We start from the raw sequence: 23,075 nt of genomic DNA on the forward strand, positions 1-23,075 counted from the left end.
CCACCCGCTACGACAAACTCGCCGTCCGCTTCGAAGCCACCGTCACCATCGCCATCATCAACCAGTGGCTCCGAGCCTTATGAAACACGGGCTAGTGGAACCCATTCTCAGCGTGGCGGACCTGTCGGTCCGCATCGCCGGCCTGCACATCCTCCAGGGGGTGTCCTTCACGGTCGCCCCGACCGGCGTCACCGTCCTGCTCGGGCGCAACGGCGTCGGCAAGACGACCACCCTGCGCGCGATCGTCGGCCTCACGCCGCGCGGCGGCGAGGTGCGGGGCACGATCCGGATGGGCGCGCAGAGCCTGCTGGCCCGCCCGACCCACCGGCTGATCCGCGGTGGGCTCGGCTACGTGCCGGAGGACCGCTGCGTGTTCGCCGGGCTCACCGTGGCCGAGAACCTCCGGCTCGCCGAGCGGCGGGGCACCGTTCCGGCGTACGACAAGGTCTTCGCGCTCTTCCCGGAGCTGGACCGGCGCGGACGGCAACGGGCCGGCTCGCTCTCCGGCGGGCAGCAGCAGATGCTGGCGATCGGCCGGGTGCTGCTCAACGACAACCGGCTGCTGCTCGTCGACGAGCCGACCAAGGGCCTCGCGCCGAAGGTGGTGACCGAGGTGGCCGAGGTGCTGGAACGCGTCGCCGAGTCCGTGCCGGTGCTGCTGGTCGAGCAGAACCTGGCCGTGGTCCGGCGGCTCGCCCGGGACGCGGTCGTGCTGGCCGCCGGCCGGGTCGCCTGGACCGGGGACGCGCGGGAGCTGCTGCTGGAGACCGCCCTGACGAAGTCGCTGCTGGGCGTCGGCTCGGCGGAGGGACACCACCCCGCCGGTACGCCGGCCGCCGCGCGGAAGGACCAGCACTGATGGACACCGTCATCCTGTTGACGCTGACCGGGCTCGGCCTGGCGGCGCTCTACTTCCTGGTCGCCAGCGGGCTCTCCCTGGTCTTCGGCCTGGCCGACGTGCTCAACTTCGCGCACGGCGTCTTCCTCGGCGTCGGCGCGTACGGGACCTGGTGGGCGGCGCACAACCTGCCCGGCGCCGGCTCCGACGGCCTCGGCTTCGTGCTCGCGGTCGCCTTCGGGGTGGCCGCCGGCACGCTCGTGGCGGTGCTCGTCGAGCTGGTGCTGATCCGGCCGCTCTACTCCCGCACCATCGAGCAGGTGCTGGTCACCGTCGGCCTCTCGCTGGCCGGCGTCGCCCTGCTCCAGGCCACCTGGGGGGCGGACGCCCGGCCGTTCCCGCGCCCCGAGTGGACCCGGCAGGTCACCTCGATCCTCGGCGCCAACGTGCCCAACGGCGGCCTGCTGCTGATCATCGCGGCGGTGCTGGTGCTCGGCGCGATCCTCGCCTTCCTCCGCTGGACCCGCTACGGCCTGATCATCCGGGCCGGCGTGGAGAACCGGGAGATGGTCACCGCGCTCGGCATCGACGTGCGCAAGGCGTTCACCCTGGTCTTCGCCATCGGCGGGGCGGCGGCGGCGCTGGCCGGCGCGCTCGGCGGCGTCTACTTCGGCACCGTCTCGCCCGGCCAGGGCGGCTCGCTGCTGATCTTCGCGTTCATCGTGGTGGTCATCGGCGGGATGGGCTCGGTCGTCGGCTCCGCGTACGCGGCCGTCGCCGTCGGCCTGACCCAACAGTTCGTCAACTACTACGGCACCTCCGGGCTGGGCGACATCTGCGTGGTCGCGCTGCTGGCCGTGGTGCTGCTGCTGCGCCCGCAGGGCATCGCCGGAAAGGTGGCAACGGCATGACCGAGGTCAAGAGCCCCGAGATGCCGGCGCCGCCGGCCACGGTGCCCGACGAGCTGACGCCGGGGCGCCGGCGGTGGCACGGGCTGCGCCCCTACCTGCCGCTGGCCGCGCTGGCCGTGGCGCTGGCCCTGCCGTACTCCACGCTGCACCTGCCGGGCGTCTTCGAGGGGGCGCTGAACTCCCCGGGCACCCTGCAACTGCTCGCCGTCTGCCTGGTCTTCGGCGGCCTGGCGGCCGGCTACGACCTGCTCTTCGGGCGCACCGGGATGCTCTCCTTCGGCCACGCCCTCTACTTCGCCGCCGGCGTGTACGGCACCGACATCCTGGTCACCAAGGCGGGACTGCCGCTGTGGCAGGCCGGGCTGCTCGCGATCACCGGCGGGACGATCCTCGCCGCGCTGCTCGGCGCGGTGGCGCTGCGTACCGTCGGGATCGCGTTCGCCATGGTGACGCTCGCCTTCGCCCAGGTGGGGGCGATCCTGGTGGCCCGCGACTTCGGCGGGCTCACCGGCGGCGAGGAGGGACTGCCGCTGGACGTCTCCGGGCTGCCGCAGGGGCTGGTCGGGGTCACCAACACCGTCAACCTCTACTGGCTGGCGCTGGCGTACCTGGTCGTGGTGGTCCTCGTGGTGCACCGGGTCTCCGGCTCGCCGACCGGGCGGGTGCTCGCCGGCCTGCGCGACGACGAGCGGCGCATCGGGGTGCTGGGGCTCGACCCGTACCGGTTCAAGCTGGTGGCGTTCACCCTGGCCGGCGGGCTCGCGGCGGCCGGCGGCGTGGTCTACGTCCTGATCGTCGGCGGCGCGTCGCCGCACATCACCTCCTCCGAGTGGACCCTGGCGCTGCTGGTCATGGTGGTGCTCGGCGGGCCGGGCACCCGGTGGGGCCCCGTGATCGGCGGGATCCTCTACATGTACCTGGACCACCGGCTGGTCGCGTTCGGCACGTCCGACGCGGTGGAGGCCCTGCCGGCGTTCCTGAGCAACCCGCTGTCCCAGCCGCTCTTCGTGCTCGGCACGGTCTTCATCCTGGCCGTCTACTTCTTCCCTGGCGGCCTGGCCAGCCTCGCCCCCCGCCTGGCTCTCCTCCGCCACTCCCTACGCCCCCCGACCCGCCGCCCCTGACGCCCCGCCCGTAGCCCTGTCGGTCAGGATCCCCGCCCACGCGGCGACCCCGACCGACAGGGCTACGCCCTGCTCGCCCTCCCGCCCCCGCCCTTTCGCCGGGGTGAGCGCACTACTTCCGGGATTCAGTCCCCTCCGCATCCGGCGAGGCCACTACAACCAGGAAATAGCGCGCTCGCCCCGCCCGCGTCCGTCCCGCCCGGGGCGCGGGGAGCGTCCGTCGTTGCTGGTAGAAATGCCGGATGAGCCAGGATCGGACGGCGGTACGGGAGCGGGCCGAGGCGGTGCTGCGGCGGTTGGCCGGCGAGCACGCCCGGCTCCGTGAGGACCAGTGGCGGGCGATCGAGGCGCTGGTGGTCGACCGCCGCCGGGTGCTCTGCGTGCAGCGCACCGGGTGGGGCAAGTCGGCCGTCTACTTCGTGGCCACCGCCCTGCTGCGCGAACGCGACCGGGGCGACGCCGCCGTGCCGGGTGAGCGCGCCGGGGCAGCCGGGCCGACGGTGATCGTCTCGCCGCTGCTGGCGCTGATGCGCAACCAGGTCGAGTCGGCGGCGCGGGCCGGCATCCGGGCCCGCACCATCAACTCCGCCAACCTGGACGAGTGGGACGAGATCACCGCGGAGATCCACACCGGTGCCGTGGACGTGCTGCTGATCAGCCCGGAGCGGCTCAACAACCCGGACTTCCGGGACACGGTGCTGCCGAAGCTGGCGGCCACCACCGGCCTGCTCGTCGTCGACGAGGCGCACTGCGTCTCCGACTGGGGGCACGACTTCCGGCCGGACTACCGCCGGCTGCGTACGTTCCTCGGCAACCTGCCCGAGCGCACCCCCGTGCTGGCCACCACGGCCACTGCCAACGCCCGGGTCACCGCCGACGTGGCGGAGCAGCTCGGCGACGCCCTCGTGCTGCGCGGCAGCCTCGACCGGGAGTCGCTGCGCCTCGGCGTGGTCGACCTGCCGAGCCCCGCGCACCGGCTGGCGTGGCTCGCCGACCACCTGGACCGGCTGCCCGGCTCGGGCATCGTCTACACGCTCACGGTCGCCGCGGCGGGGGAGACCGCCGAGTTCCTCCGGTCCCGGGGCTACGCCGTCGCCTCCTACACCGGCCAGGCCGAGGACGCCGACCGGCGGGCCGCCGAGCAGGACCTGCTGGACAACAAGATCAAGGCGCTCGTCGCCACCAGCGCGCTGGGCATGGGCTTCGACAAGCCCGACCTCGGCTTCGTGGTGCACCTCGGCGCGCCGCCCTCGCCGATCGCGTACTACCAGCAGGTCGGCCGCGCCGGCCGCGCCGTCGCGCACGCCGAGGTGTTGCTGCTGCCCGGCGCCGAGGACGCCGCCATCTGGCGTTACTTCGCGTCGCTCGCCTTCCCGCCGGAGGAGCAGGTCCGCGCCGTACTGGCCGCCCTGCACACCGACCGCCCGCTCTCCACGCAGGCCCTCGAACCGATCGTCGACCTGCGTCGGGCCCGGCTGGAGCTGATGCTCAAGGTGCTCGACGTCGACGGCGCGGTCCGCCGGGTGCGCGGGGGCTGGCTCGCCACCGGCGAGCCCTGGGTCTACGACGAGGCCCGGTTGCGCCGCGTCGCCGAGGCACGCACCGCCGAGCAGCAGGCCATGCGGGAGTACGCGGCCACCGCCGACTGCCGGCTGCGCTACCTGCGCGAGTGCCTGGACGACGCCGGGGCCGCCGACTGCGGCCGGTGCGACCGCTGCGCCGGCCCGCTGTTCACCCCCGACGTGTCGGACGCCGCGCTGACCGCCGCGCAGACCTTCCTCGGCCGGCCCGGGGTGGAGATCGCGCCGAAGAAGCTCTGGCCGACCGGCCTTGAGGCGGTGGGCGTACCCCTGAAGGGGCGCATCGCCCCGGCGGAGCAGGCGCTGCCGGGGCGCGCTGTGGGGCGGCTGTCCGACCTGGGGTGGGGCGGCCGGCTGCGGGGCCTCGTCGGGCCGGAGGCGGCCGACGGGCCCGTCCCGGACGACGTGGCCGCCGCCGTGGTCGAGGTGCTGAAGGCGTGGGCGCACGGCGACGACCCGTGGCCGACCCGGCCGGTGGGCGTGGTCGCGGTCGGCTCGCGCCGCCGGCCCCGGCTGGTCGGCTCGCTCGCCGAGCGGATCGCCGGCGTCGGCCGGCTGCCGCTGCTCGGCCAGGTGACGCCGGTCGGCCCGGCCGCCGGCGACGGTCCCCGCGGCAACAGCGCCCAGCGGGTACGCGCCCTGCACGGCGCCCTCGCCGTGCCGGACGAGCTGGCCGAGGCCCTCGGCGGGCTCGACGGGCCGGTGCTCCTCGTCGACGACCTGGTCGACTCGGGCTGGACGATGACGCTGGCCGCCCGGGAACTGCGCCGCGCCGGCGCGCCCGGCGTGCTGCCGCTGGCGCTGGCCGTCGCCGGCTGACCCGCGGAGTTCGTGGCGGACGGGGGCGGGAAAGTTCCCGGCCGGGTGGGAGTGCGACCGCCGCCACGCCGCCTCGCCGCCGGGCCGGCGCGATCGTGACGGAGGGTAACGTGAGCGGCATGACCGATCAGCAGCCCGGCCACCAGCGGGACGGCGGCCGTGCCTGACCAGGCCCCGACCGCGCCCGACCGGGCTCCGGCCCTTCCTGACCAGGCCCCGACCGCGCCCGACCGGGCTCCGGCCCTTCCTGACCAGGCCACGGCCGCACCTGACCAGGCCCCGACCGTTCCTGATCAGGCCCCGGCCGCGCCTGGCCGGTCTCCGACCGTTCCTGACCAGGCCACGGCCCCACCCGATCCGGCTGTGGCGGACCGGGCGTCGGGGGCCGCCGAGCACGCCGTGCCGGACCACCTCCCGGCCGGGCCGGACCCGGCCGCCGTGGCGTCTCGCGGGGCGTCGGCCGTGCCGGACCGGAGCACGCTCCGGCTGGCGCTGGTGGTCGGCGGCCTGGTGCTCGCGGTGCTGGTCGGGTTCGGCCTCGGCCGGCTGAACGGCGGTGGCCCGTCCGCGCCGGGGCGGCTGGACAGCGCACTCGCCGAGCACACCCACGCCCCGGGGACCGGCGCCCACGAGCACGGCGGCGACCAGGGCGCGGCGGCGGAGGCGGCGGGGCTCTCCGTCACCTCGGCCGGCTACACGCTCACCCCGTTGGCGTCGGCGTTCGTTGCCGGCCGGCCGGGCGAGCTGCGCTTCCAGGTGCGCGACGCGCAACGCCGCCCGGTGACGCGGTTCGCCGTCGTGCACGACAAGCCGATGCACCTGATCGTGGTGCGCCGCGACCTGACCGGCTTCCAGCACCTGCATCCGACCATGGCCGCCGACGGCACGTGGTCGGTGCCGCTGACCCTGCCGCAGCCGGGCGTCTGGCGCGCGTACGCCGACTTCACGGCCCTCGCCGACGACGGCCGGCAGTCGGCGGTGACCCTCGGGGTCGACCTGGTCGCGCCCGGCGGGTACCAGCCGCGGCCGCTGCCGGCGCCGGCGACCTCGGCAACGGTGGACGGCTTCACCGTCAGCTACCAGGGCACGCCGCAGACCGGGCTTACCGTGCCGTTGACCTTCCGTTTCGGCGCGGCCGGCGGCACCCCGACGCTGGAGCGCTACCTCGGCGCGTACGGGCACCTGGTCGCGCTGCGCGAGGGCGACCTGGGCTACCTGCACGTACACCCGGAGCCGCAGGTGGTCGACGGGGCGGTGACGTTCTGGGTGACCACGCCGGGCCCGGGCCGCTACCGGCTCTATCTGGACTTCCAGGTCGGCGGAGTGGTGCGGACCGCCGAGTTCACGCTGGCGGTGCCCTGACCCGTCGACCGGCTGGGTGGCCGCCGCTCGTGCCCTATGGCAGGTCAGCCGGCGCGGCGGATCGGCCGGCGGGCCAGGTAGCGCAGCAGGTCGCGGATGTGGTGCTTCTCCTCGGCCGGCACGGTCGGGTCGGCGAGCCGTTGCAGGATCACCCGGACGTCCGCCTCGACCGGGCCGTCGTCGAGGCGCCGGCGCGGGGTGGGGCCGGCGTCGGGCAGGCCGAGCGCGCGGAACGCGGCCGCGACCGGCAGGTCCAGCGCGGCGCAGAAGCCCCGCACCTTGGCGAGTTCCGGATAGTCCTGCCAGTCGCCGGCGAGCCAGCGGAACACGGTCGAACGACCGACGCCGGTGTGGGACGCCAGGTCCGTGACGGTCCACCCGCGCTCCTCGCGGGCGTCGTCGATGGCGCGCCGCACGAAGCGTGCGAAGGCCATCTGCGGCGATACCTCTACCGAACCCATCCCTGCGGGTCTTCCCTCCCGACCGGCACCCGGCGGTGCGCCTCCGAGGGTAGTACGGAAAGGTAAGGAAACAATTGACTGACCGACCAGACCGTCCCGCCGACGGGATTTTTCGCCGCAACAATGACGAGGATCACGCGCCCCCGGGCGACGGCCGTCCGTCCTGAGCCGGGTCCGACGCCCCTCCGTGGCCCGGCGCCTCCTCCGCCCGGGCCGTCGGCGGGCCGGAACCGCCGTTGCCGGCGGCGTCGTCGGCCGGGAGGAGCAGCGTCTCCAGCCGTGGGGTGACGCCCCACTGGTCGACCAGCGCGCGGTATTCCGCCCGCTGGCCGTCGGTGGGCGGGGTGCCGGTGCGCCGGGCCCGGATCAGCAGGTTGCGCGGCGTGTGCCGGGAGTCGACGAACTCCACCACCTCGGCCCGGTAGCCGTGCAGCCGGAGCAGACCGGCCCGCAGCGCGTCGGTGAGGACGTCCGCGAAGCGCTCGCGGAGGATGCCCTGCCGGGTCAGCAGGTCGTACGGCGCGGGGGCCGGCCGCGCGCGCAGCTGGGCCGCGACGTCGTGGTGGCAGCACGGCGCGGCGAGCACCCAGCGGGCGCGCCAACGCACCGCCCGGGCCAGCGCCTCGTCGGTGGCGGTGTCGCAGGCGTGCAGCGCCAGCACCAGGTCGGGGGCGGGCGTGACGACGGCGTCGGCGATCGTGCCGGCCACGAAGCTGACCCGGTCGCCCCAGCCGAGCCGCTCGGCCAGCTCGGTGTTGCGGCGGCGCTGGTCCTCCCGGACGTCCACGCCGACCAGTTCCACGTCGAGCCCCCGCCGCGCCAGCCACCGGTACGCGGCGAAGGTCAGGTAGGCGTTGCCGCAGCCCAGGTCGACCACCCGCAGCGGCCCGGTCAGGTCGTCGGGGAGCGTCGCCGCCAGCGCGCGCAGGAACGCGTCGACCTGGCGCCGCTTCGCCGCCGAGCCCCCGATCTCGGCGAAGATCGGGTCGCCCGGGTCGAGCAGGTATTCCTTCGCCCGGTCGTGCCCGCCCGGCTCGACGGGCGGCCGGGCCGCCGCGGCCCGGTGCACCTGCGCCTCGCCCGACTTCGTCACCCGCAGTTGCAGCGTCGCCTCGGCCGTCTCCACGTGCCAGTTGCCGAACGGCTCGGCCAGCAGCGCGTCGACCGCCGCGTCGGCCTCCGCGCCGGGGGCGACGTTGCGGGTGTACGGCCGGGAGCCGTCGGAGGTGGAGATTTGCAGCCGCGGGCCGGCCTTGAGCGCGACCGGCCTCAGCTCGGCCCGGACCACCGAGGGGCGCTGGCCGCGTCGGCGTCCGGCGGCGACCGCCCGGGTCAGCGCGGGGTCGAGCAGCAGGGCCCGGACCTCGGTCAGGGCGGCGTCCAGCGGTTCCGGCATTGCTCCATCTTCCTGCTCGGTCGGCCGAGGCGACGCGAGGCGTGCGACGGCGGGGCGGGGCTACCAGACGGACGTCCCCGCACCGGGAACCGGTACGGGGACGTCGGGAAGCAGGCGGGTCAGTCGGCGGTCGCCTCGGCCGGCGTACCGGCGGCGCCGCCACCGGCACCACGACGGCGCCGGCGGCGGCGCGGCTTCGGGGCCTCGCCCTCGACGGCGGCGGGGGCGTCGGCGGGGGCGGCCTCGGCGGTGATCACCGCGGTCGGCTCGCCCGAGACCGTCTCGCCGGCCCGGCGGCGCCGGCGGCGACGCGGGGTGCGGGTGCCCTCCTCGGCCGGCGCGTCGGCGTCCGGCCCGGCGGTCGGTTCGGTGCCGCGGTCCTGGCGGCGCTCGCCGCGCCCCCGACCCTCCCCGCGGCCCTCGCCGCGCCGGGAGCCGCGGCTCTCGCCCCGGCGGGACCGGCCGCCGCCCAGGTCCTCCTCCACCTCGGCCGACAGCCCGGCGCGGGTGCGCTCGGCGGTCGGCAGGGTGCCGGAGACCTCGGGGGAGATGTGCAGGTCCGTGTAGAGGTGCGGGGACGTGTGGTAGGTCTCCGGCGGCTCCGGCATCTCCAGGCCCAGCGTCTTGTCGATGATCCGCCAGCGGGGCATGTCGTCCCAGTCGACGAAGGTCACCGCGACACCGGTCGCCCCGGCCCGGCCGGTGCGGCCGATCCGGTGGGTGTAGGTGTCCTGGTCCTCCGGGCAGTCGTAGTTGATGACGTGGGTGACGCCGCTGACGTCGATGCCGCGCGCGGCCACGTCGGTGGCGACCAGGGTGTCGATCTTGCCGGCCCGGAACGCCCGCAGCGCCCGCTCCCGCGCGCCCTGCCCGAGGTCACCGTGCACGGCGGCGACCGCGAAGCCCCGGAAGTCGAGGTCCTCGGCGACCCGGTCGGCCGCCCGCTTGGTGCGGGTGAAGATCATGGTCAGCCCGCGCCCCTCGGCCTGGAGGATGCGGGCCACGATCTCGATCTTGTTCATCGAGTGCGTGCGGTAGGCCAGCTGCTCGGTCTGCGGCGACGGGCCGGTCTCGGCGGTGTGCCCGGCGTGGATCGTCACCGGCTGGCGCAGGAAGCGCCGGGACAGGGTGACGATCGGGTCCGGCATGGTCGCCGAGAAGAGCATGGTCTGCCGGTCCTCCGGCAGCATCGCGAGGATCCGCTCGACGTCGTCGAGGAAGCCCAGGTCGAGCATCCGGTCGGCCTCGTCGAGGACCAGCGCGTGCACCCGGTCCAGGCGCAGGTGCTTCTGCTTGGCCAGGTCCAGCAGCCGGCCGGGCGTGCCGACCAGGATCTCGACGCCCTTGCGCAGCGCGTCGACCTGCGGCTCGTACGCCACGCCGCCGTAGATCGGCAGCACCCGGACGCCCCGGGTCCGGCCGGCGGCGGCGAGGTCCTTCGCGACCTGGATGCCCAGCTCGCGGGTGGGGACGACGACAAGCGCCTGCGGCACGCCGTCGCCGCCCTCGCCCGGCGCGAAGACCCGCTCCAGCAGCGGCACGCCGAAGCCGAGGGTCTTGCCGGTGCCGGTGGGCGCCTGGCCGATCAGGTCGGTGCCGCGCAGCGCGATCGGGAGCGCGTATTCCTGGATGGCGAACGCGCGGGTGATGCCGGCCGCGGCCAGCGCGTCGACGGTCTCCTGACGCGCGCCCAGCTCGGCGAAGGTGGGTGCCTCCGGTCGCACCGGGGCGGTGGGGGCCAGCTCCTGGCCGTCCATCAGGTCTTGGGTCAGCTCGCTCATATGGATCTGGGGGTGCCCTCTCGTGGGTGCGCCCCGTCATGTCCTCAGGGCGCGATCGGTGTGGCGCGGGCCACACGGTCGGCGGCAGGATTTGCCGGGCCGGACCGGGCCGCACGCGCGCCGTGGGGTCGGACTTCGATCGGACCGACCGGTCGGTTCAGACCAGGCTGGCCAGCTCGGCGCCCACGGCAACTGCTCCATGCTACCTGAACCGCATGGTGGCCGTCCTGATTCCGGGAGCGGGAGCCGCGCCCGGGGTTGCTCGATGTGACCTGTGCCACTTTACCCGCCGGGCGCGGGCGGGCGGTAGCCTGCGCTCGTGCCCGCCCCCGAACCCGGCCCGCCCGTCCGCGCCGTCGTCGACCTGCTCGGCCTGGTGGCCTTCGGCGAGCTGCTCGCCTTCGAGCGGATGGCCGCCGACGCCCGGCTCGCCCCCGACCTGCGCCGTCGGGCGGCCCTGAGCGAGATGGCCGCCGCCGAGATCGGCAACTACCGGCGGCTGGCCGACCGGCTGACCGCGCTCGGCGTGCTCCCCGACGACGCGATGGCGCCGTACGTCGCGCCGTTGCAGGCGTACCACGACTCGACCGAGCCGCGGGACTGGGCGGAGGCGGTCACCAAGGCGTACGTGGGCGACGCCGTCACCGACGACTTCGTCCGGGAGATCGCGGCGGGCCTGGCCGAGCCGGACCGCCGGCTCGTCCTCGACGTGGTGCACGACTCCGCGTACGCCGACTTCGCCGTCGCCGAGATCCGGGCCGCCGTCGCCGCCGACCCGAAGGTGGCCGGCCGGCTGTCGATGTGGGCGCGGCGGCTGGTCGGCGAGGCCCTGTCGCAGGCCGGCCGGGTCGCCGCCGCCGACCGGGGCGGGCTGACCGCCCTGATCGCGGGCGGCGGGGTGGACGTCCAGGGATTGTTCCGGCGGCTCACCGCGGCACACACCACGCGGATGGCCGCCGCCGGGCTCAACAACTGACGCGTCGGGTCCGCGACGGGTGACCGGGTCACCCGTCGCGGCCGGTTGGTCCGGTCAGCGGACGGTGAAGCCGACCGCGCGCGGCGACGCCTCGGCGATCTCCACGTAGGCGACCTTGTTGACCGGGACGATCACGCGCCGGCCCTTCTCGTCGGTCAGGGAGAGGGTGCCCTCGTCCTTGGCCATGGCGTCGGTCACGATCTGCTCGATCTCGGCCGGCGACTGCGCGCTCTCCAGCACCAGCTCGCGGGGCGCGTACTGCACGCCGATCTTGACCTCCACAGTGCCTCCTCGTTCGGGCGCGAAAGAGCCGCCGAGGGGAAGGCTATCCGATCTCGCGGCCCGATGCTCAGGCTGACTCACCTTGCAGCGGGAAGCTGGCGATGCCCCGCCAGGAGAGCGCGGCGACCAGCGCCTCCGCCTCCGCCTTCGGCACCAGCCGGCCACCGGCGAGCCAGAACTGCGCGGCGGTCTCGGCCGCCCCGACCAGGCCGGAGGCGAGCAGCTCGGCGTGGGCCCGGCTGACGCCGGTGTCGGAGATGATGGTGTCGGTGATCGCCGCGATGCAGCCCTGCTCGACCCGCTCGACGCGCTGCCGCACCGCCGGGTCGTTGCGCAGGTCCGACTCGAAGACGAGGCGGAACGCCTCGCTCTCGTGGTCGACGAAGTCGAAGTACGCGCGCACCGACGCGCCGACCCGCTCCTTGTTGTCGTTGGTGCCGCGCATCGCCTCGTGCACCTTGTCGACGATGGCGTCGCAGTGCGTGTCGAGCAGGGCGAGGTAGAGCTCCATCTTGCCGGGAAAGTGCTGGTAGAGCACCGGCTTGGAGACCCCCGCGCGCTCGGCGATGTCGTCCATCGCCGCCGCGTGGTAACCCTGGGCGACGAACACCTCCTGGGCCGCGGCGAGCAGTTGCTTGCGGCGCGCGGAGCGGGGCAGGCGGGTGGGCCGGCCGGCGGTCTGTGCACCGTTCCCCACAGCGGTCATGGGAACCTCCGAGTTCTTCGTACGAGCCGGCATTTCACCCGAACCGGTCCGGGCTCGTCGCCCGTCGCGGAATTGGCCCGCCGCTGTAACTTATCGCCACTGTCACCACACGGTAGCCTCAGCGGGGGCGACCAAGGAGCGCGCGGTGAGTGAAACAGGGCAACCCGGTGCCGCCACCCCGGGAGAGCACGGCGACGGGACGGGTCGGCAGGACGACCTGGGCCGGGCCGGCAGCGGGTGGGCGCCCCCGGCGGCCGGTTGGTCCCGTGGCCAGGAGGCCGCCGGGACCCGGGAGCAGGCTCCGGCCTGGGGCCCGCCCGACACCGGCTGGGCCGCCTCGTCACCCCGACACGGAGACCTGCCCTCGCCGCTGCCCGGCCCGCCGCTCGGGGCCGAGCCGCCCGCCCGGGCCAACGGTCACCACGTCAACGGCGTCGGTCCCGCCGACGAGGCGCCGGCCGGCCGGCAGGCGCCGGTGAGCGCCCCGCCCGGCATGCTCGGCGAGCAGCGCCGCGACCCGGGAGGCGACCGGCTGGTGGTGCCCGCGCAGCGGCCCGCACCCGCGGCCGAGCAGCCGCCGGGCCCGCAGCCCGGGCCGGCCGAGCCCGAGACCGGGTCGGCCCGGCCCGCCCCGGACGAGCCGTCGACCGGCCGCCGGGCGCGCTGGGCGGAGCCCGGGCTGCCGACCTCCGCCCCGCCTGCCGTGCAGGTCCCGCCCGTCGGCACGGCGGCCAGCGGCTTCGAGGTGCCGCCCGGCTTCCACGCGCCGACCGCCGACCGCGCCGCCGAGGAGGCCGCCACGGCCGCCGGCGCGCACGGTTGGGCCGACCAGTTCCCGCCGGAGCCGCCGTCCCTCGCCCCCCGTTCGTTCCCGCCGGCCGCCGAGCGTCCGGCCGAGGCGGAGGCGTCGGCCGGCGACCGCCTCTCCGGCGTCGACCGCGCGCTCGACGCGGACCGTCCCCTCGGCGGGGAACCCGGCACCGGCCGGTTCGGCGAGGAGCCCCGCCCCGGCCCGTTCCGAGGCGACCATGACGCCGGCCCGTTCCGGGGCGACCACGACGCCGGCCCGCTCCGCGCGGAGCATCCGCCCCGTCCGTTCCCCGAGGAACGTGGCGCCGATTCGGACCGGGGTCCGGTCGCCGGGCAGGACCCGGCGGCCCGCGCGGGGCGGGACCGTCCGTCGGATCCGGCCCGCACCTCGGGCCTGGACCGGGCGGCGGGCCTGCCGCACGCCCCGGGGGGTGCCCGCGCCCCGGGCCTCGACCCGGTGGCGGGCGCGGGGCACCCGTCGGCCGCGGACCGGGCGCCGGGCCTCGACCGCCCGGCAGGCGGGGCGGGCGGCGTCGGCCAGGCGGCCGGCGCGGAGGGTGCGCCGGGCCTCGACCGGCTGTCGGGCGTGGAGGGTGCGCCGGGCCTCGACCGGGCGGCCGGCGCGGAGCAGACGCCGGGCGTCGAGCGAGGGCCGGGCGGCGCCGGCTGGGCACCGGCGGCCGAGCCGGACTGGTCGGGTCCGAACTGGAACCGGCCGAGCTGGGGCAACGCCTGGGCGCCCCCCTGGTCCCGCGAGGAGCCCGAGCCGGTCGGCCGGCCCTGGGAAGAGCCCGAGCCGACCGGCCGCCGGTCGCGCGGGGACGAGCCCGTCGGCCGCCGCTCCCGGGAGGAGGACGAGGCCGTGGGCCGCCGCTCGCGCGACGACGAGGACGAGGCCGTGGGTCGCCGCTCGCGCGAGGAGCAGCCGCCGCGCTGGGCCGCCGAGCCATCCCGCTACCCCGGGTCGTCGCGCGCCGAGCCGGGGCGCGACCAGGAGGCCGGCTGGGCCGGTTCCGCACCCCGCCCGGCGTACGAGCCGGCGACCGGTCCCGCCGACCGGGCGCGACCGACGTGCCGACCATCGGCGCCACCAACTGGGCCGGCGGGCTCGCCGCGACCGAGCACCTGCTCGCGCTCGGGCACCGGCGGATCGGCTTCGTCGCCGGCCCCACCCACCTGCTGTGCAGCCGGGCCCGCCTCGACGGCTACCGGGCCGGGCTGGAGGCCGCGGGCGTGCCGATGGACGACACCCTGGTGCACCCCGGCGACTTCTACCACGCCTCCGGCTTCGCCGCCGGGGCGGCGCTGCTCGACCTCGACGCGCCGCCGACGGCGATCTTCGCCGCCAGCGACCAGATGGCGTTCGGCGTCTACGAGGCCGTACGCCGCCGGGGCCTGCGGATCCCCGACGACGTCAGCGTGGTGGGCTTCGACGACCTGCCCGAGGCGCGCTGGGCCTCACCCCCGCTGACCACCGTCCGGCAGCCACTGGTGGAGATGGGCCGGCTGGCCGCCCGCACCGTGCTGCGGCTGGCCCAGGGCGAGGCCATCGACTCCCCCCGGGTGGAGCTCGCCACCCACCTCGTCGTACGCGACAGCACGGCCCCGCCGCGCGAGCCGTGACGGCCGCCGGGGCACCGGCCAACCCGCCCGAACGCTTCCGGTGACGCTCCGAAAGTTTCGCCGTTCCCGCCGGACGACCGGGTGGGATCCGCCCGGCGGGAACGGCACGAACGATCAGCGGTGATGGTGGTGCCGGACCGCCCGGTGGATGTCCACCGGCAGGGCGGGCGCGCCGTCGACCGGCGCCGGGTCCTCCGCGGTCGGGGCGATGCCGGCGGCGGCGATCCGGTCGAGGGTGGCCAGGCCGGCGGCGTCGATCGAGCCGAAGACGGTGTAGTTCGGGCGCAGCGCCGAGTCGGACTGGACCAGGAAGAACTGGCTGCCGTTGGTGTCGGGGCCCGCGTTGGCCATGGCGAGGGTGCCCCGGGCGTAGAGCCGGCGCACGCCGGTCGGGTCGGTCGGGGCCGGCGGCAGGTCGGTGGGCAGCTCGTCGAGGTAGCGGTAGCCCGGCCCACCCGACCCGGTGCCGGACGGGTCACCGCACTGGAGCACCTTGAGCGTCGGGTACGCGGTCAGCCGGTGGCAGGAGGTCCGGTCGTAGAAGCGGTGGCGCACCAGGTGCAGGAAGCTCTGCACCGTGCACGGCGCCGCCTCCCGGTCGAGGGTCAGCCCGATCGGCCCCTGGTTGGTCCGCAGCGTCACCCGCACGGTGCCCCGGTCCGGGGTGCGCCTCGGGTCCGGCGGCAGCGGGACCGGCCGGGCGGCCGGCTCCTCGGGCGTCTCCGTGTAGGCGCAGGGCCCGGGCGTGACCCGGGGATCGGCCGTGGCGTCGGCCGCAGCCTCGGCGGGGGCGGCCACCGCGGTGGCGCCGCCACCGGTTACGAGCGCGCCCGCCACCAGGGCCACCCCGGCGAGGCGGGTCAGCGTACGGGCCGGTCGGCGGCGCACCGCGATCGACGGGGCGGGGTGCGGTCGGGGATCGCTCGACACGTGGGGTCCTCCTGGACGTGTGGCACCAGAAAGACCGGAGTCTATGGAGCGCGTCGCCGCTTGTCGATCCGCACCGCCGCCCGCCGGGCTGCCGAGGACGCCGGCTTGCCCCGCCGCCCGGCTGACGAGGCCGCCCGGCTGACGAGGCCGCCGGGCTGGCGAGCCTGCCGGGCTGGCGAGGACGCCCGCTTGCCCCGCCGCCCGGCTGGCGAGGCCGCCCGGCTGGCGAGGTTGCCGTCAGGGTGTCCGGCCGCGTCCCGACCGGCGTCGCCGCAGCAACACGACCGCCGCCAGCCCGAGCACGGCCGCCGCGAGCAGGGCCACCGGCCACCTGCCCGCCAGACCGTCGTCGAGCGGGCCGCTGGCTGCTGCCGGGCGCGGGGCGCCGGTGGCCGCGAGCGCCGGGGGCGTGGCAGCCGCCGAGGCGGCCAACTCCCCCGGCTCGACCAGCCGCCCGACCGTGGTGCCCCGGGGCAGCGAGAAGCCCCAGTCGAGCAGGGCGGCACCCTGCTCCCAGCCCCGCGCGGGCTGCGGCTCGGCGCCCAGCAGCGTGACCACCAGCCGGCGACCGTTCCGCTCGGCGGCGCCGACGTACGTGTGCCGGGCCAGGTCGGTGAAGCCGGTCTTGCCGCCGAGCGCGCCGGGATAGCGGTAGATGAGCTGGTTCTCGTTCTGGATCTCGAAGCCCTTGGTCCGCTGCGCCGGCTGGGCGGGGATGCGGTGGGTCTCGGTCAGCGCGTACCGGCGGAAGGTCGGGTCGGCGAAGCACGCCCGGGCGATCAGCGCCAGGTCGTACGCGCTGGTGAACTGGCCCTTGCCGTCGAGGCCGGACGGGGTGACCGCGTGGGTCTGCAGGGCGCCGAGCCGGTGGGCCTCCTCGTTCATGGCCCGCACGCCGCCCGCCATCCCGTCCGGGCCGCCGCCGAGGCGGGCCAGCACGTTGGCCGCCTCGTTGCCGGACTGCAGCAGCAGCCCGAGCCAGACGGTCTCGATCCGGTAGCGCCCGCCGGCGACCAGCCCGACGGCGGAGGAGCCCGGCTCGATGTTCATGTCGCCGTCGGTGACGGTGACGACCCGCGTCGGATCGAGCCGGGGCAGCATGGTGGCCGCCAGCAGCAGCTTCTGGACGCTGGCCGGGGTGGCGTACTCGTGCGGGCCGCAGCCGCCCAGCACCTGGCCGGTGTCCAGATCGGCGACCAGCCACGAGGTCGCGGTGACCGCCGGCGGCCGGGGCACCGCCGCGGGGACGACTAGGCCGGCGGTGTCCAGCGCCGGTCCACCGACGGCCCGCTCCTCGGGCACGGCCGGCGGCGGCGACGGGCGCGGCGGCCGGGACACCTTCGGCGCGGGCGCCCGTGGGCACGGCGCGGGCGGCACGGCGCCGGCGACCGTCGCGGAGGCGGTACGCCCGGTCGGCCCGGCCGACGCGGGGACGGGCACGCCGACGGCGAGGAGGACGGCGGTCGCCGTGGCCGCCAGCAGCCGAACCTTCATGCCCGCACCCTAGCCGGCAAGATCGTGGTGCGGGCCGGCTTCCCGATGCCGCACGGTGAACTCGTACGTCACGACGCGCCCACCACCCGGCGCGCACTCGCGGGGCGCCTCCACCGGGCGCCGTCAGCGCGGCGGTCCGCGCCTTCGACCTTGTTCGCCCCGCCGCCCACAACTTCCTGGAAGGTGTGGCCTCCCGATCGCGTCGAGACCGCACTTTCCCGGAAGTTGCGCAGATCTTGACCGCTGTTACGGATGCGCGGTGGCCATGCGGGGCGCGGGGTGTGGTGTGGGTGTCGGGCGCGGAGGGCCGGGGGCGCATCGGGCCCGTGGCCGCCCCGGTTCGGGACCATCGGCCCTGCCGGCGTGCGTCGCCGGCGCGGAAGCTGGTAATCCGAAAGCGGTAAACGGTATACCGGTTTTGTGACAGGCGCGCTGTCGGCTCGCCCCGCACGCCGGTGCCACGCCGACCCGGAAGGACGGACGCATCATGGAAGCCCTCTCGCTGACCCGCCTCGCCGACGAGCAGCTCGCCGCCGCCCGGGAGGCCGACAGCGGGCGCAGCGCCCGCAACCTGCACAGCGGCCGGGACCGACGGCTGCGGCAGACGCTGCTCGCCCTCTGTGGCGGCCGCTCGCTCGACGAGCACGACAGCCCGGGCGAGGCGACGCTGCAGGTGCTCCAGGGACAGGTGCGCCTGGTGGCGGGCGACGAGTCCTGGGAGGGCCACGCCGGCGACCTCATGGTCATCCCGCCGCGGCGGCACGCGCTGCACGCCGTGACCGATGCGGCCGTCCTGCTCACCGTGACGCCGCTGCCGTGACCACCGTGCCGGCCCGCCGCCCGGTCGCCGATCCGGCCGGGCGGCCCGCGACCCCCGCCGCCCGCGCCCGCCGCCGGGGGCGGTCACCCGGTTGGCTGCCGCCGCAGCACGGCGCGTGGGCGATGCTGCTGCTGCCCGTCCTGGCGGCGGTCACCGTCACCGGCCCGCACCCGCTGCACCTGTTCCTGCTGGGGGCCCTGCTCGCCGCGTACCCGCTGTCGTACTTCCTGCTCCCGGCGGCCAAGACCGGCCGCCTCCGCCGGGTACGCCCGCAGGTGACCGCGTACGGCGTCGTCGCCGTGCTGTGCGCGGCTCCCGTCGTGGTGGCCCGGCCGGCGGTCCTGGCGTACGCGCCGCTCTTCGGGGTCCTGGCCGCCGTCAACGCCGGCTTCGCGCGCCGGCGCCGGGACCGGGCACTCGTCAACGACCTCGCCTTCGTGGCGCAGTGCGGGCTACTCGGGTTCGTCGTCGCGACGGTCGCCGAGGTGCCGCCGGCCGAGGTGGTCGGGGTGACCGTGGTGGCGCTCGGCTATCTCGTCGGCACGATTCTCAACGTCAAGACGATGATCCGCGAGCGGGACAGCGTCCGGTACCGGTGGGCGTCGTGGGCGTACCACGCGGTCGCCGTCGTCGCGGCGGCGCTCTGGGCGCCGGCGCCGGTCGCCGTGGTCTTCGCGGCGCTGCTGGCCCGGGCCGTGCTGCTGCCGGGGCGTCGGATCACGCCGAAGCGGGTCGGGTTGGTCGAGCTGGCGGGCACCCTGCTGGTGCTGGCGGCGCTGGCGTCGTCGACGGCCGGCTGATCCACCGGGGTCGTGGCCGCACCGCCGCGTCGGTTGGCTCACAAGCCATTGCCCACGGCCTTTCCCACCCACTAGAACCGGGGAACGATCGCCCGGATGTCCCGGCGACGGTGGCGAGGTGATGGCCGTGGCTCTGATCTCCTACGACGACGCCGACGCGGCCGCCTTCGCCGCCGGACGCGAGCTGGCGCGCAGCGGGCTGGACCGGTGGCGGCACGCGGTCGGGCGGCACCTGCGCCTGCGGCCGGGCATCACCGTGCTCGACCTCGGCGCCGGCACCGGGGCCTGGGCAAGTGCCTTCACCGACTGGTTCGGCGCCCGGGTGGTGGGGGTGGAACCCGCCGCGGCGATGCGCTCCCGCGCCGCCCACCGGCCGCTGCTCGCCGGAGACGCGGCCGCGCTGCCGCTGCGGGACTCGACGATGGACGCCGCCTGGCTGTCCACGATGATCCACCACGTACCCGACCTGGACGCGGCGGCCCGGGAGCTGCGACGGGTGCTCCGGCCGGGCGCGCCGGTGCTGATCCGCTCGCCGTTCCCCGGCCGGCACCAACGGATCGCCCTGTTCCGCTGGTTCCCCGAGGCGGTCCGGGTGCTGCGGCGCTACCCCGACCTCGCGAGGGTGCGTTCGGTGTTCGCGGCGGCCGGGTTCGCCGTGAGCAGCGTCGAGCCGGTCGCCCAGACCACCGCCGGCTCGCTGGCCGAGCTCGCGGAACGCCTCGAACGCCGCGCCCACACCCCGCTCCAGCTGATCACCGACGAGGAGTACGCCGCCGGGCTGGCCCGGCTCCGGGCCGCGGCGCGCGAGGAGACCGGCCCGGTCGTCGACCACCTCGACCTGCTGGTGCTGCGCTGAGTCAGGCGGGCGGGCCCGGGGCGGTGCGTCCGGCAGCCGCGCGGCGCCGCCGAGGAACGCGGCCGAGCGGCAGGTCGACCTCCGGGCGGCGCCGTTCCCGAACGGGGTGACGCCCGCCTCGTGGGGACCGTCCGCGGGGTCGGCCACCGGCCGCAGCGCGGGCTGGCCGGCCTGGACGCCGTTTGAGACTTCGCCGCTCGCTCACGCGCGATTTCCTGCGGGCACATCGACAAACCCTTCACACACGGTTCAGTGAGACGATTGAAGGCGGCCGGAGGGTCGGGCCGCCGTCCCGGGGACTCCCCTGCCCCCAACCTCCGTACGTCGTACCGTACGCTGTACGGTACGACGGGCCCGCTCCCCGTGACAGCAGTCCGGGCGGCCACGCCGCCCACGACCTCGCGAAGGGTTCGCATGCAGCAGGAAGCACACTCCGCCGCCGACAGCCACGACATGATCGAGGTACGCGGAGCACGGGAGAACAACCTCGCCACCGTCTCCGTCGACATCCCCAAACGCCGGCTGACCGTCTTCACCGGCGTATCCGGGTCGGGGAAGTCCTCGCTGGTCTTCGGCACCATCGCCGCCGAGTCGCAGCGCCTGATCAACGAGACCTACAGCGCCTTCCTCCAGTCGTTCATGCCGAACCTGAGCCGCCCCGACGTCGACTCGCTGCGCAACCTGAGCGCCGCCATCGTCGTCGACCAGGAGCGGATGGGCGCCAACTCCCGATCCACCGTAGGCACCGCCACCGACGCGTACGCGATGCTGCGGATCGTGTTCAGCCGGCTCGGCACCCCGCAGGTGGGCGGGGCCGGCGCCTTCAGCTTCAACCTGGCCGAGGGCATGTGCCTGCACTGCGAGGGCCTCGGCCGGATCTCCGACCTGGACGTCGACGAGATGGTCGACGTCGAGCGCTCGCTCAACGACGGCGCGATCACGGTGCCCAACTTCGCCGTCGACTCGTGGTACTGGCAGACCATCGTCAACTCCGGCCTGTTCGACCCCGACGTCAAGCTCCAGGACTACACCCCGCAACAGTGGGAGGACTTCCTCCACAAACCGGCCACCAAGATCAAGGTGGGCAGCAACAACTGGACGTACGAGGGCCTCGCGGTCAAGGTGCGCCGCCTCTACCTGGCCAAGGACCGCGAGTCGATGCAGCCGCACATCCGCGCGTTCGTCGACCGGGCCGTCACCTTCGCCACCTGTCCCGCGTGCGAGGGCACGCGACTCAACGCCGCCGCCCTCTCCTCCCGCATCGCCGGGCGCAACATCGCCGAGTGCTCCGCGATGCAGATCAGCGACCTGGCCGAGTTCGTCCGCGGCATCGACGACCCGTCGGTCGCCCCGCTGGTCGGCAACCTGCGCGACCTGCTCGACTCGCTGGTCGAGATCGGCCTGGGCTACCTCAGTCTCGACCGCGAGTCCGCCACCCTCTCCGGCGGCGAGGCCCAGCGGGTGAAGATGGTCCGCCACCTGGGCTCCAGTCTCTCCGACGTCACGTACGTCTTCGACGAGCCGACCGTCGGGCTGCACCCGCACGACATCGCCCGGATGAACGACCTGCTGCTGCGCCTGCGCGACAAGGGCAACACGGTGCTGGTCGTGGAGCACAAGCCGGAAACCATCGCGATCGCCGACCACGTGGTCGACCTGGGTCCCGGCGCCGGCACCGCCGGCGGTCGGATCTGCTACACCGGGGACGTCGCCGGCCTGCGCCGCTCCGACACCCTCACCGGGCGCCACCTCGACCACCGCGTCCGCCTCCGCGAGCACGTACGCCGGCCGTCCGGCCACCTGCCGATCCGCCGCGCCGACCTGCACAACCTGCGCGACGTCGACGTCGACATCCCGCTCGGGGTGCTGACCGTGGTCACGGGCGTCGCCGGTTCCGGCAAGAGTTCACTGATCCACGGCTCGCTGCGCCGCCGCGACGGCGTGGTGGTCGTCGACCAGTCCCCGATCCGGGGCTCCCGGCGCAGCAATCCCGCCACCTACACCGGCCTGCTGGATCCGATCCGGACCGCCTTCGCCAAGGCCAACGGGGTCAAGGCCGCGCTGTTCAGCGCCAACTCCGAGGGCGCCTGCCCGACCTGCAAGGGCATCGGGCTGGTCTACACCGACCTGGCGATGATGGCCGGCGTCGCCTCGGTCTGCGAACGGTGCGAGGGGCGACGCTTCACCGACGAGGTGCTCACCTACCGGCTGCGCGGGAAGAACATCAGCGAGGTGCTCGCGATGTCGGCCATCGAGGCGCGAGACTTCTTCCCCACCGGCCAGGCCCGGGTGATCCTCGACCGGATGGTCGACGTCGGGCTGAGCTACCTCACCCTCGGGCAGCCGCTCAACACGCTCTCCGGCGGCGAACGGCAGCGGCTCAAGCTGGCCATCCGCATGGCCGACAGCGGAAGCACGTACGTGCTGGACGAGCCGACCACCGGCCTGCACCTGGCCGACGTGGATCAGCTGCTCGCGCTGCTGGACCGGCTGGTCGACGCCGGCAACACCGTCGTGGTCATCGAGCACCACCAGGCGGTCATGGCGCACGCCGACTGGCTCATCGACCTCGGGCCGGGGGCCGGGCACGACGGCGGCCGGATCGTGTTCACCGGCACCCCGGCCGACCTGGTCGCCCACGGCGACACCCTGACCGCCCGCCACCTGCGCGAGTACGTCGCCCGCTGAGGAACCGACGCCCCCGGCCCCGGTGTCGTCGACCGACGCCGGGCCCGGGCGGCGTCGACGTCAACGCCCGTGCGCGGGGATGGCCCGGGCCGGCGGGACCGCCAGCCGGCTCAGCCAGCGGCGCAGCGGTGACACCGATGCCGCGACCGGGGTGAGCAGCCCGACGACGATCAGCAACGCGTCGAGGAAGAGCGTCGCGAGCACGACGAGAACGGCCAGCGACGCGACCGTGCGGGCGACCGCCGGCACCGGGCGCGCAGCCGCGCGGTGGAGGCCGTGGTAGCGGGCGGGGGTGCGGGGTGGAGCCATGGTGCTGATACCTGCCTCAAAGTTCGGGAGCGCGCCCCTCTTACCCGCGGTGAGCTGCGTAAACACCGCCGATGACGCACACCACAACCCCTTCGCCGCGACGGTCGCTCGTCCGGCCACCGGCTACGCCCGGCACGGCCACGCCGGGCGGACGGGGGTACGGACGAGACAGCGCCGCCCCCGGACCGGGAGGTCCGGGGGCGGCGCTGGGTGTCGGTGTGCATGTCGCCTCTCGGCGCGTGGCGCGACGCGGCTCCAGCCGGACGGTATTCCGCGAAGGCAATTCAGGTGAGGCCCGGGGACACTGGACACACCGACACCTCATTCAACCAGCCGACGGCAATCGGTGTTCCCCGACCGGCCCCTCTTTTTCAGGATCGGCTGGCCGTGCGTGCAGGTGGATGTGCCGCCGGCCGGCACCCGTGGTCGGGTGCCGGCCGGTGGTCCCCCTTGTGGTGGAAGGTCTGTGTCAGCTGTTCCAGTGCTGGGCGACGAGGTCGGCGGCCTGC

Annotated in this window: 19 protein-coding genes and 1 pseudogene; 11 read left to right on the forward strand and 9 right to left on the reverse strand. The window is 75.5% G+C overall.

Annotated elements, in window-relative coordinates; all coding sequences use genetic code 11:
* The first annotated feature begins 79 nt into the window (after window positions 1–79).
* The 5 genes from ACWENR_RS19805 to ACWENR_RS19825 all read left to right on the forward strand — a co-directional run bounded on the left by ACWENR_RS19805 (window position 80) and on the right by ACWENR_RS19825 (window position 6,634).
* Entirely contained in the window at window positions 80–859 is a 780-nt protein-coding gene (locus ACWENR_RS19805; RefSeq protein WP_452278463.1) for an ABC transporter ATP-binding protein, read from the forward strand.
* Entirely contained in the window at window positions 859–1,749 is an 891-nt protein-coding gene (locus ACWENR_RS19810) for a branched-chain amino acid ABC transporter permease (protein ID WP_452278449.1), read from the forward strand. The genes ACWENR_RS19805 and ACWENR_RS19810 overlap by 1 nt, the downstream gene beginning before the upstream one ends.
* Window positions 1,746–2,873 (forward strand): branched-chain amino acid ABC transporter permease, encoded by a 1,128-nt coding sequence (locus tag ACWENR_RS19815; RefSeq protein ID WP_452278450.1) that lies wholly within the window; start codon window positions 1,746–1,748, stop codon window positions 2,871–2,873. Before ACWENR_RS19810 ends, ACWENR_RS19815 begins: the two co-directional genes overlap by 4 nt.
* A 242-nt stretch (window positions 2,874–3,115) precedes the next feature.
* Window positions 3,116–5,272 carry a DEAD/DEAH box helicase gene (locus tag ACWENR_RS19820; RefSeq protein WP_452278451.1) on the forward strand — a complete coding sequence of 719 codons (2,157 nt, stop codon included), beginning with the start codon at window positions 3,116–3,118 and terminating at the stop codon, window positions 5,270–5,272.
* 462 nt (window positions 5,273–5,734) lie between these two features.
* Window positions 5,735–6,634, forward strand: coding sequence for a hypothetical protein (locus ACWENR_RS19825; RefSeq protein WP_452278452.1), 900 nt, complete (start codon window positions 5,735–5,737; stop codon window positions 6,632–6,634).
* A 44-nt stretch (window positions 6,635–6,678) separates the two neighbouring features.
* Here ACWENR_RS19825 and ACWENR_RS19830 read toward each other — a convergent pair whose 3' ends face one another.
* From ACWENR_RS19830 to ACWENR_RS19840, 3 genes are all read right to left on the reverse strand, one after another.
* On the reverse strand, window positions 6,679–7,095 hold the full coding sequence (locus ACWENR_RS19830) for a helix-turn-helix domain-containing protein (protein WP_091102342.1): 417 nt from the start codon (window positions 7,093–7,095) through the stop codon (window positions 6,679–6,681).
* Window positions 7,096–7,228: 133 nt separating this feature from the next.
* A complete protein-coding gene (locus tag ACWENR_RS19835; protein WP_452278453.1) occupies window positions 7,229–8,491 on the reverse strand; it encodes a class I SAM-dependent methyltransferase in 1,263 nt (420 codons plus the stop codon).
* A gap of 119 nt (window positions 8,492–8,610) precedes the next feature.
* Complete coding sequence (locus tag ACWENR_RS19840) at window positions 8,611–10,272, reverse strand: DEAD/DEAH box helicase (RefSeq protein ID WP_452278454.1); 1,662 nt, start codon at window positions 10,270–10,272, stop codon at window positions 8,611–8,613.
* A 319-nt stretch (window positions 10,273–10,591) separates the two neighbouring features.
* Between ACWENR_RS19840 and ACWENR_RS19845 the strand changes: the two genes are divergently transcribed.
* Window positions 10,592–11,248 (forward strand): ferritin-like fold-containing protein, encoded by a 657-nt coding sequence (locus tag ACWENR_RS19845; protein WP_452278455.1) that lies wholly within the window; start codon window positions 10,592–10,594, stop codon window positions 11,246–11,248.
* A 54-nt stretch (window positions 11,249–11,302) separates the two neighbouring features.
* Here the strand turns inward: ACWENR_RS19845 and ACWENR_RS19850 are convergent, their stop codons facing one another.
* The 3 genes from ACWENR_RS19850 to ACWENR_RS19860 form a co-directional block, all read right to left on the reverse strand.
* Window positions 11,303–11,530, reverse strand: a complete 228-nt coding sequence (locus tag ACWENR_RS19850) for a DUF3107 domain-containing protein (RefSeq protein ID WP_091102353.1) — start codon at window positions 11,528–11,530, stop codon at window positions 11,303–11,305.
* Window positions 11,531–11,597: 67 nt separating this feature from the next.
* A complete protein-coding gene (locus ACWENR_RS19855; RefSeq protein WP_091102356.1) occupies window positions 11,598–12,236 on the reverse strand; it encodes a TetR/AcrR family transcriptional regulator in 639 nt (212 codons plus the stop codon).
* A gap of 340 nt (window positions 12,237–12,576) precedes the next feature.
* Entirely contained in the window at window positions 12,577–13,320 is a 744-nt protein-coding gene (locus tag ACWENR_RS19860) for a hypothetical protein (RefSeq protein WP_452278456.1), read from the reverse strand.
* Window positions 13,321–14,108: 788 nt separating this feature from the next.
* Between ACWENR_RS19860 and ACWENR_RS19865 the strand changes: the two are divergent.
* Window positions 14,109–14,669 (forward strand): annotated as a pseudogene (locus ACWENR_RS19865) (substrate-binding domain-containing protein); the annotation flags it as partial.
* A 114-nt stretch (window positions 14,670–14,783) separates the two neighbouring features.
* Here ACWENR_RS19865 and ACWENR_RS19870 read toward each other — a convergent pair.
* Window positions 14,784–15,599 carry a peptidylprolyl isomerase gene (locus ACWENR_RS19870; protein ID WP_452278457.1) on the reverse strand — a complete coding sequence of 272 codons (816 nt, stop codon included), beginning with the start codon at window positions 15,597–15,599 and terminating at the stop codon, window positions 14,784–14,786.
* Window positions 15,600–15,836: 237 nt separating this feature from the next.
* Window positions 15,837–17,093: a D-alanyl-D-alanine carboxypeptidase family protein gene (locus tag ACWENR_RS19875; RefSeq protein ID WP_452278458.1), complete on the reverse strand. Its 1,257-nt coding sequence runs from the start codon at window positions 17,091–17,093 to the stop codon at window positions 15,837–15,839.
* A gap of 487 nt (window positions 17,094–17,580) precedes the next feature.
* Between ACWENR_RS19875 and ACWENR_RS19880 the strand changes: the two genes are divergently transcribed.
* The 4 genes from ACWENR_RS19880 to ACWENR_RS19895 all read left to right on the forward strand — a co-directional run bounded on the left by ACWENR_RS19880 (window position 17,581) and on the right by ACWENR_RS19895 (window position 22,257).
* Window positions 17,581–17,913, forward strand: a complete 333-nt coding sequence (locus ACWENR_RS19880) for a cupin domain-containing protein (RefSeq protein ID WP_452278459.1) — start codon at window positions 17,581–17,583, stop codon at window positions 17,911–17,913.
* A 5-nt stretch (window positions 17,914–17,918) separates the two neighbouring features.
* Window positions 17,919–18,713 carry a YwiC-like family protein gene (locus ACWENR_RS19885; RefSeq protein ID WP_452278464.1) on the forward strand — a complete coding sequence of 265 codons (795 nt, stop codon included), beginning with the start codon at window positions 17,919–17,921 and terminating at the stop codon, window positions 18,711–18,713.
* A gap of 127 nt (window positions 18,714–18,840) precedes the next feature.
* The gene (locus ACWENR_RS19890) at window positions 18,841–19,569 is read left to right on the forward strand and encodes a class I SAM-dependent methyltransferase (protein WP_452278460.1); all 729 of its coding nucleotides are present in this window, start codon (window positions 18,841–18,843) and stop codon (window positions 19,567–19,569) included.
* A 414-nt stretch (window positions 19,570–19,983) separates the two neighbouring features.
* Window positions 19,984–22,257, forward strand: a complete 2,274-nt coding sequence (locus ACWENR_RS19895) for an ATP-binding cassette domain-containing protein (RefSeq protein WP_452278461.1) — start codon at window positions 19,984–19,986, stop codon at window positions 22,255–22,257.
* A 60-nt stretch (window positions 22,258–22,317) separates the two neighbouring features.
* Here ACWENR_RS19895 and ACWENR_RS19900 read toward each other — a convergent pair whose 3' ends face one another.
* Window positions 22,318–22,566 carry a hypothetical protein gene (locus ACWENR_RS19900; protein ID WP_452278462.1) on the reverse strand — a complete coding sequence of 83 codons (249 nt, stop codon included), beginning with the start codon at window positions 22,564–22,566 and terminating at the stop codon, window positions 22,318–22,320.
* Window positions 22,567–23,075: the final 509 nt, after the last annotated feature.

The sequence above is a fragment of the Micromonospora sp. NPDC004336 genome, from assembly GCF_053602615.1.

Bases quoted from the DNA above. Each gene is read 5' to 3' on its own strand.
- ACWENR_RS19805 (WP_452278463.1), top strand. From the start codon at position 80: ATGAAACACGGGCTAGTGGAACCCATTCTCAGCGTGGCGGACCTGTCG.
- ACWENR_RS19810 (WP_452278449.1), top strand. From the start codon at position 859: ATGGACACCGTCATCCTGTTGACGCTGACCGGGCTCGGCCTGGCGGCG.
- ACWENR_RS19815 (WP_452278450.1), top strand. From the start codon at position 1,746: ATGACCGAGGTCAAGAGCCCCGAGATGCCGGCGCCGCCGGCCACGGTG.
- ACWENR_RS19820 (WP_452278451.1), top strand. From the start codon at position 3,116: ATGAGCCAGGATCGGACGGCGGTACGGGAGCGGGCCGAGGCGGTGCTG.
- ACWENR_RS19830 (WP_091102342.1), bottom strand. From the start codon at position 7,095: ATGGGTTCGGTAGAGGTATCGCCGCAGATGGCCTTCGCACGCTTCGTG.
- ACWENR_RS19835 (WP_452278453.1), bottom strand. From the start codon at position 8,491: ATGCCGGAACCGCTGGACGCCGCCCTGACCGAGGTCCGGGCCCTGCTG.
- ACWENR_RS19840 (WP_452278454.1), bottom strand. From the start codon at position 10,272: ATGAGCGAGCTGACCCAAGACCTGATGGACGGCCAGGAGCTGGCCCCC.
- ACWENR_RS19855 (WP_091102356.1), bottom strand. From the start codon at position 12,236: ATGACCGCTGTGGGGAACGGTGCACAGACCGCCGGCCGGCCCACCCGC.
- ACWENR_RS19860 (WP_452278456.1), bottom strand. From the start codon at position 13,320: ATGCTCCGCGCGGAGCGGGCCGGCGTCGTGGTCGCCCCGGAACGGGCC.
- ACWENR_RS19875 (WP_452278458.1), bottom strand. From the start codon at position 17,093: ATGAAGGTTCGGCTGCTGGCGGCCACGGCGACCGCCGTCCTCCTCGCC.
- ACWENR_RS19880 (WP_452278459.1), top strand. From the start codon at position 17,581: ATGGAAGCCCTCTCGCTGACCCGCCTCGCCGACGAGCAGCTCGCCGCC.
- ACWENR_RS19895 (WP_452278461.1), top strand. From the start codon at position 19,984: ATGCAGCAGGAAGCACACTCCGCCGCCGACAGCCACGACATGATCGAG.
- ACWENR_RS19900 (WP_452278462.1), bottom strand. From the start codon at position 22,566: ATGGCTCCACCCCGCACCCCCGCCCGCTACCACGGCCTCCACCGCGCG.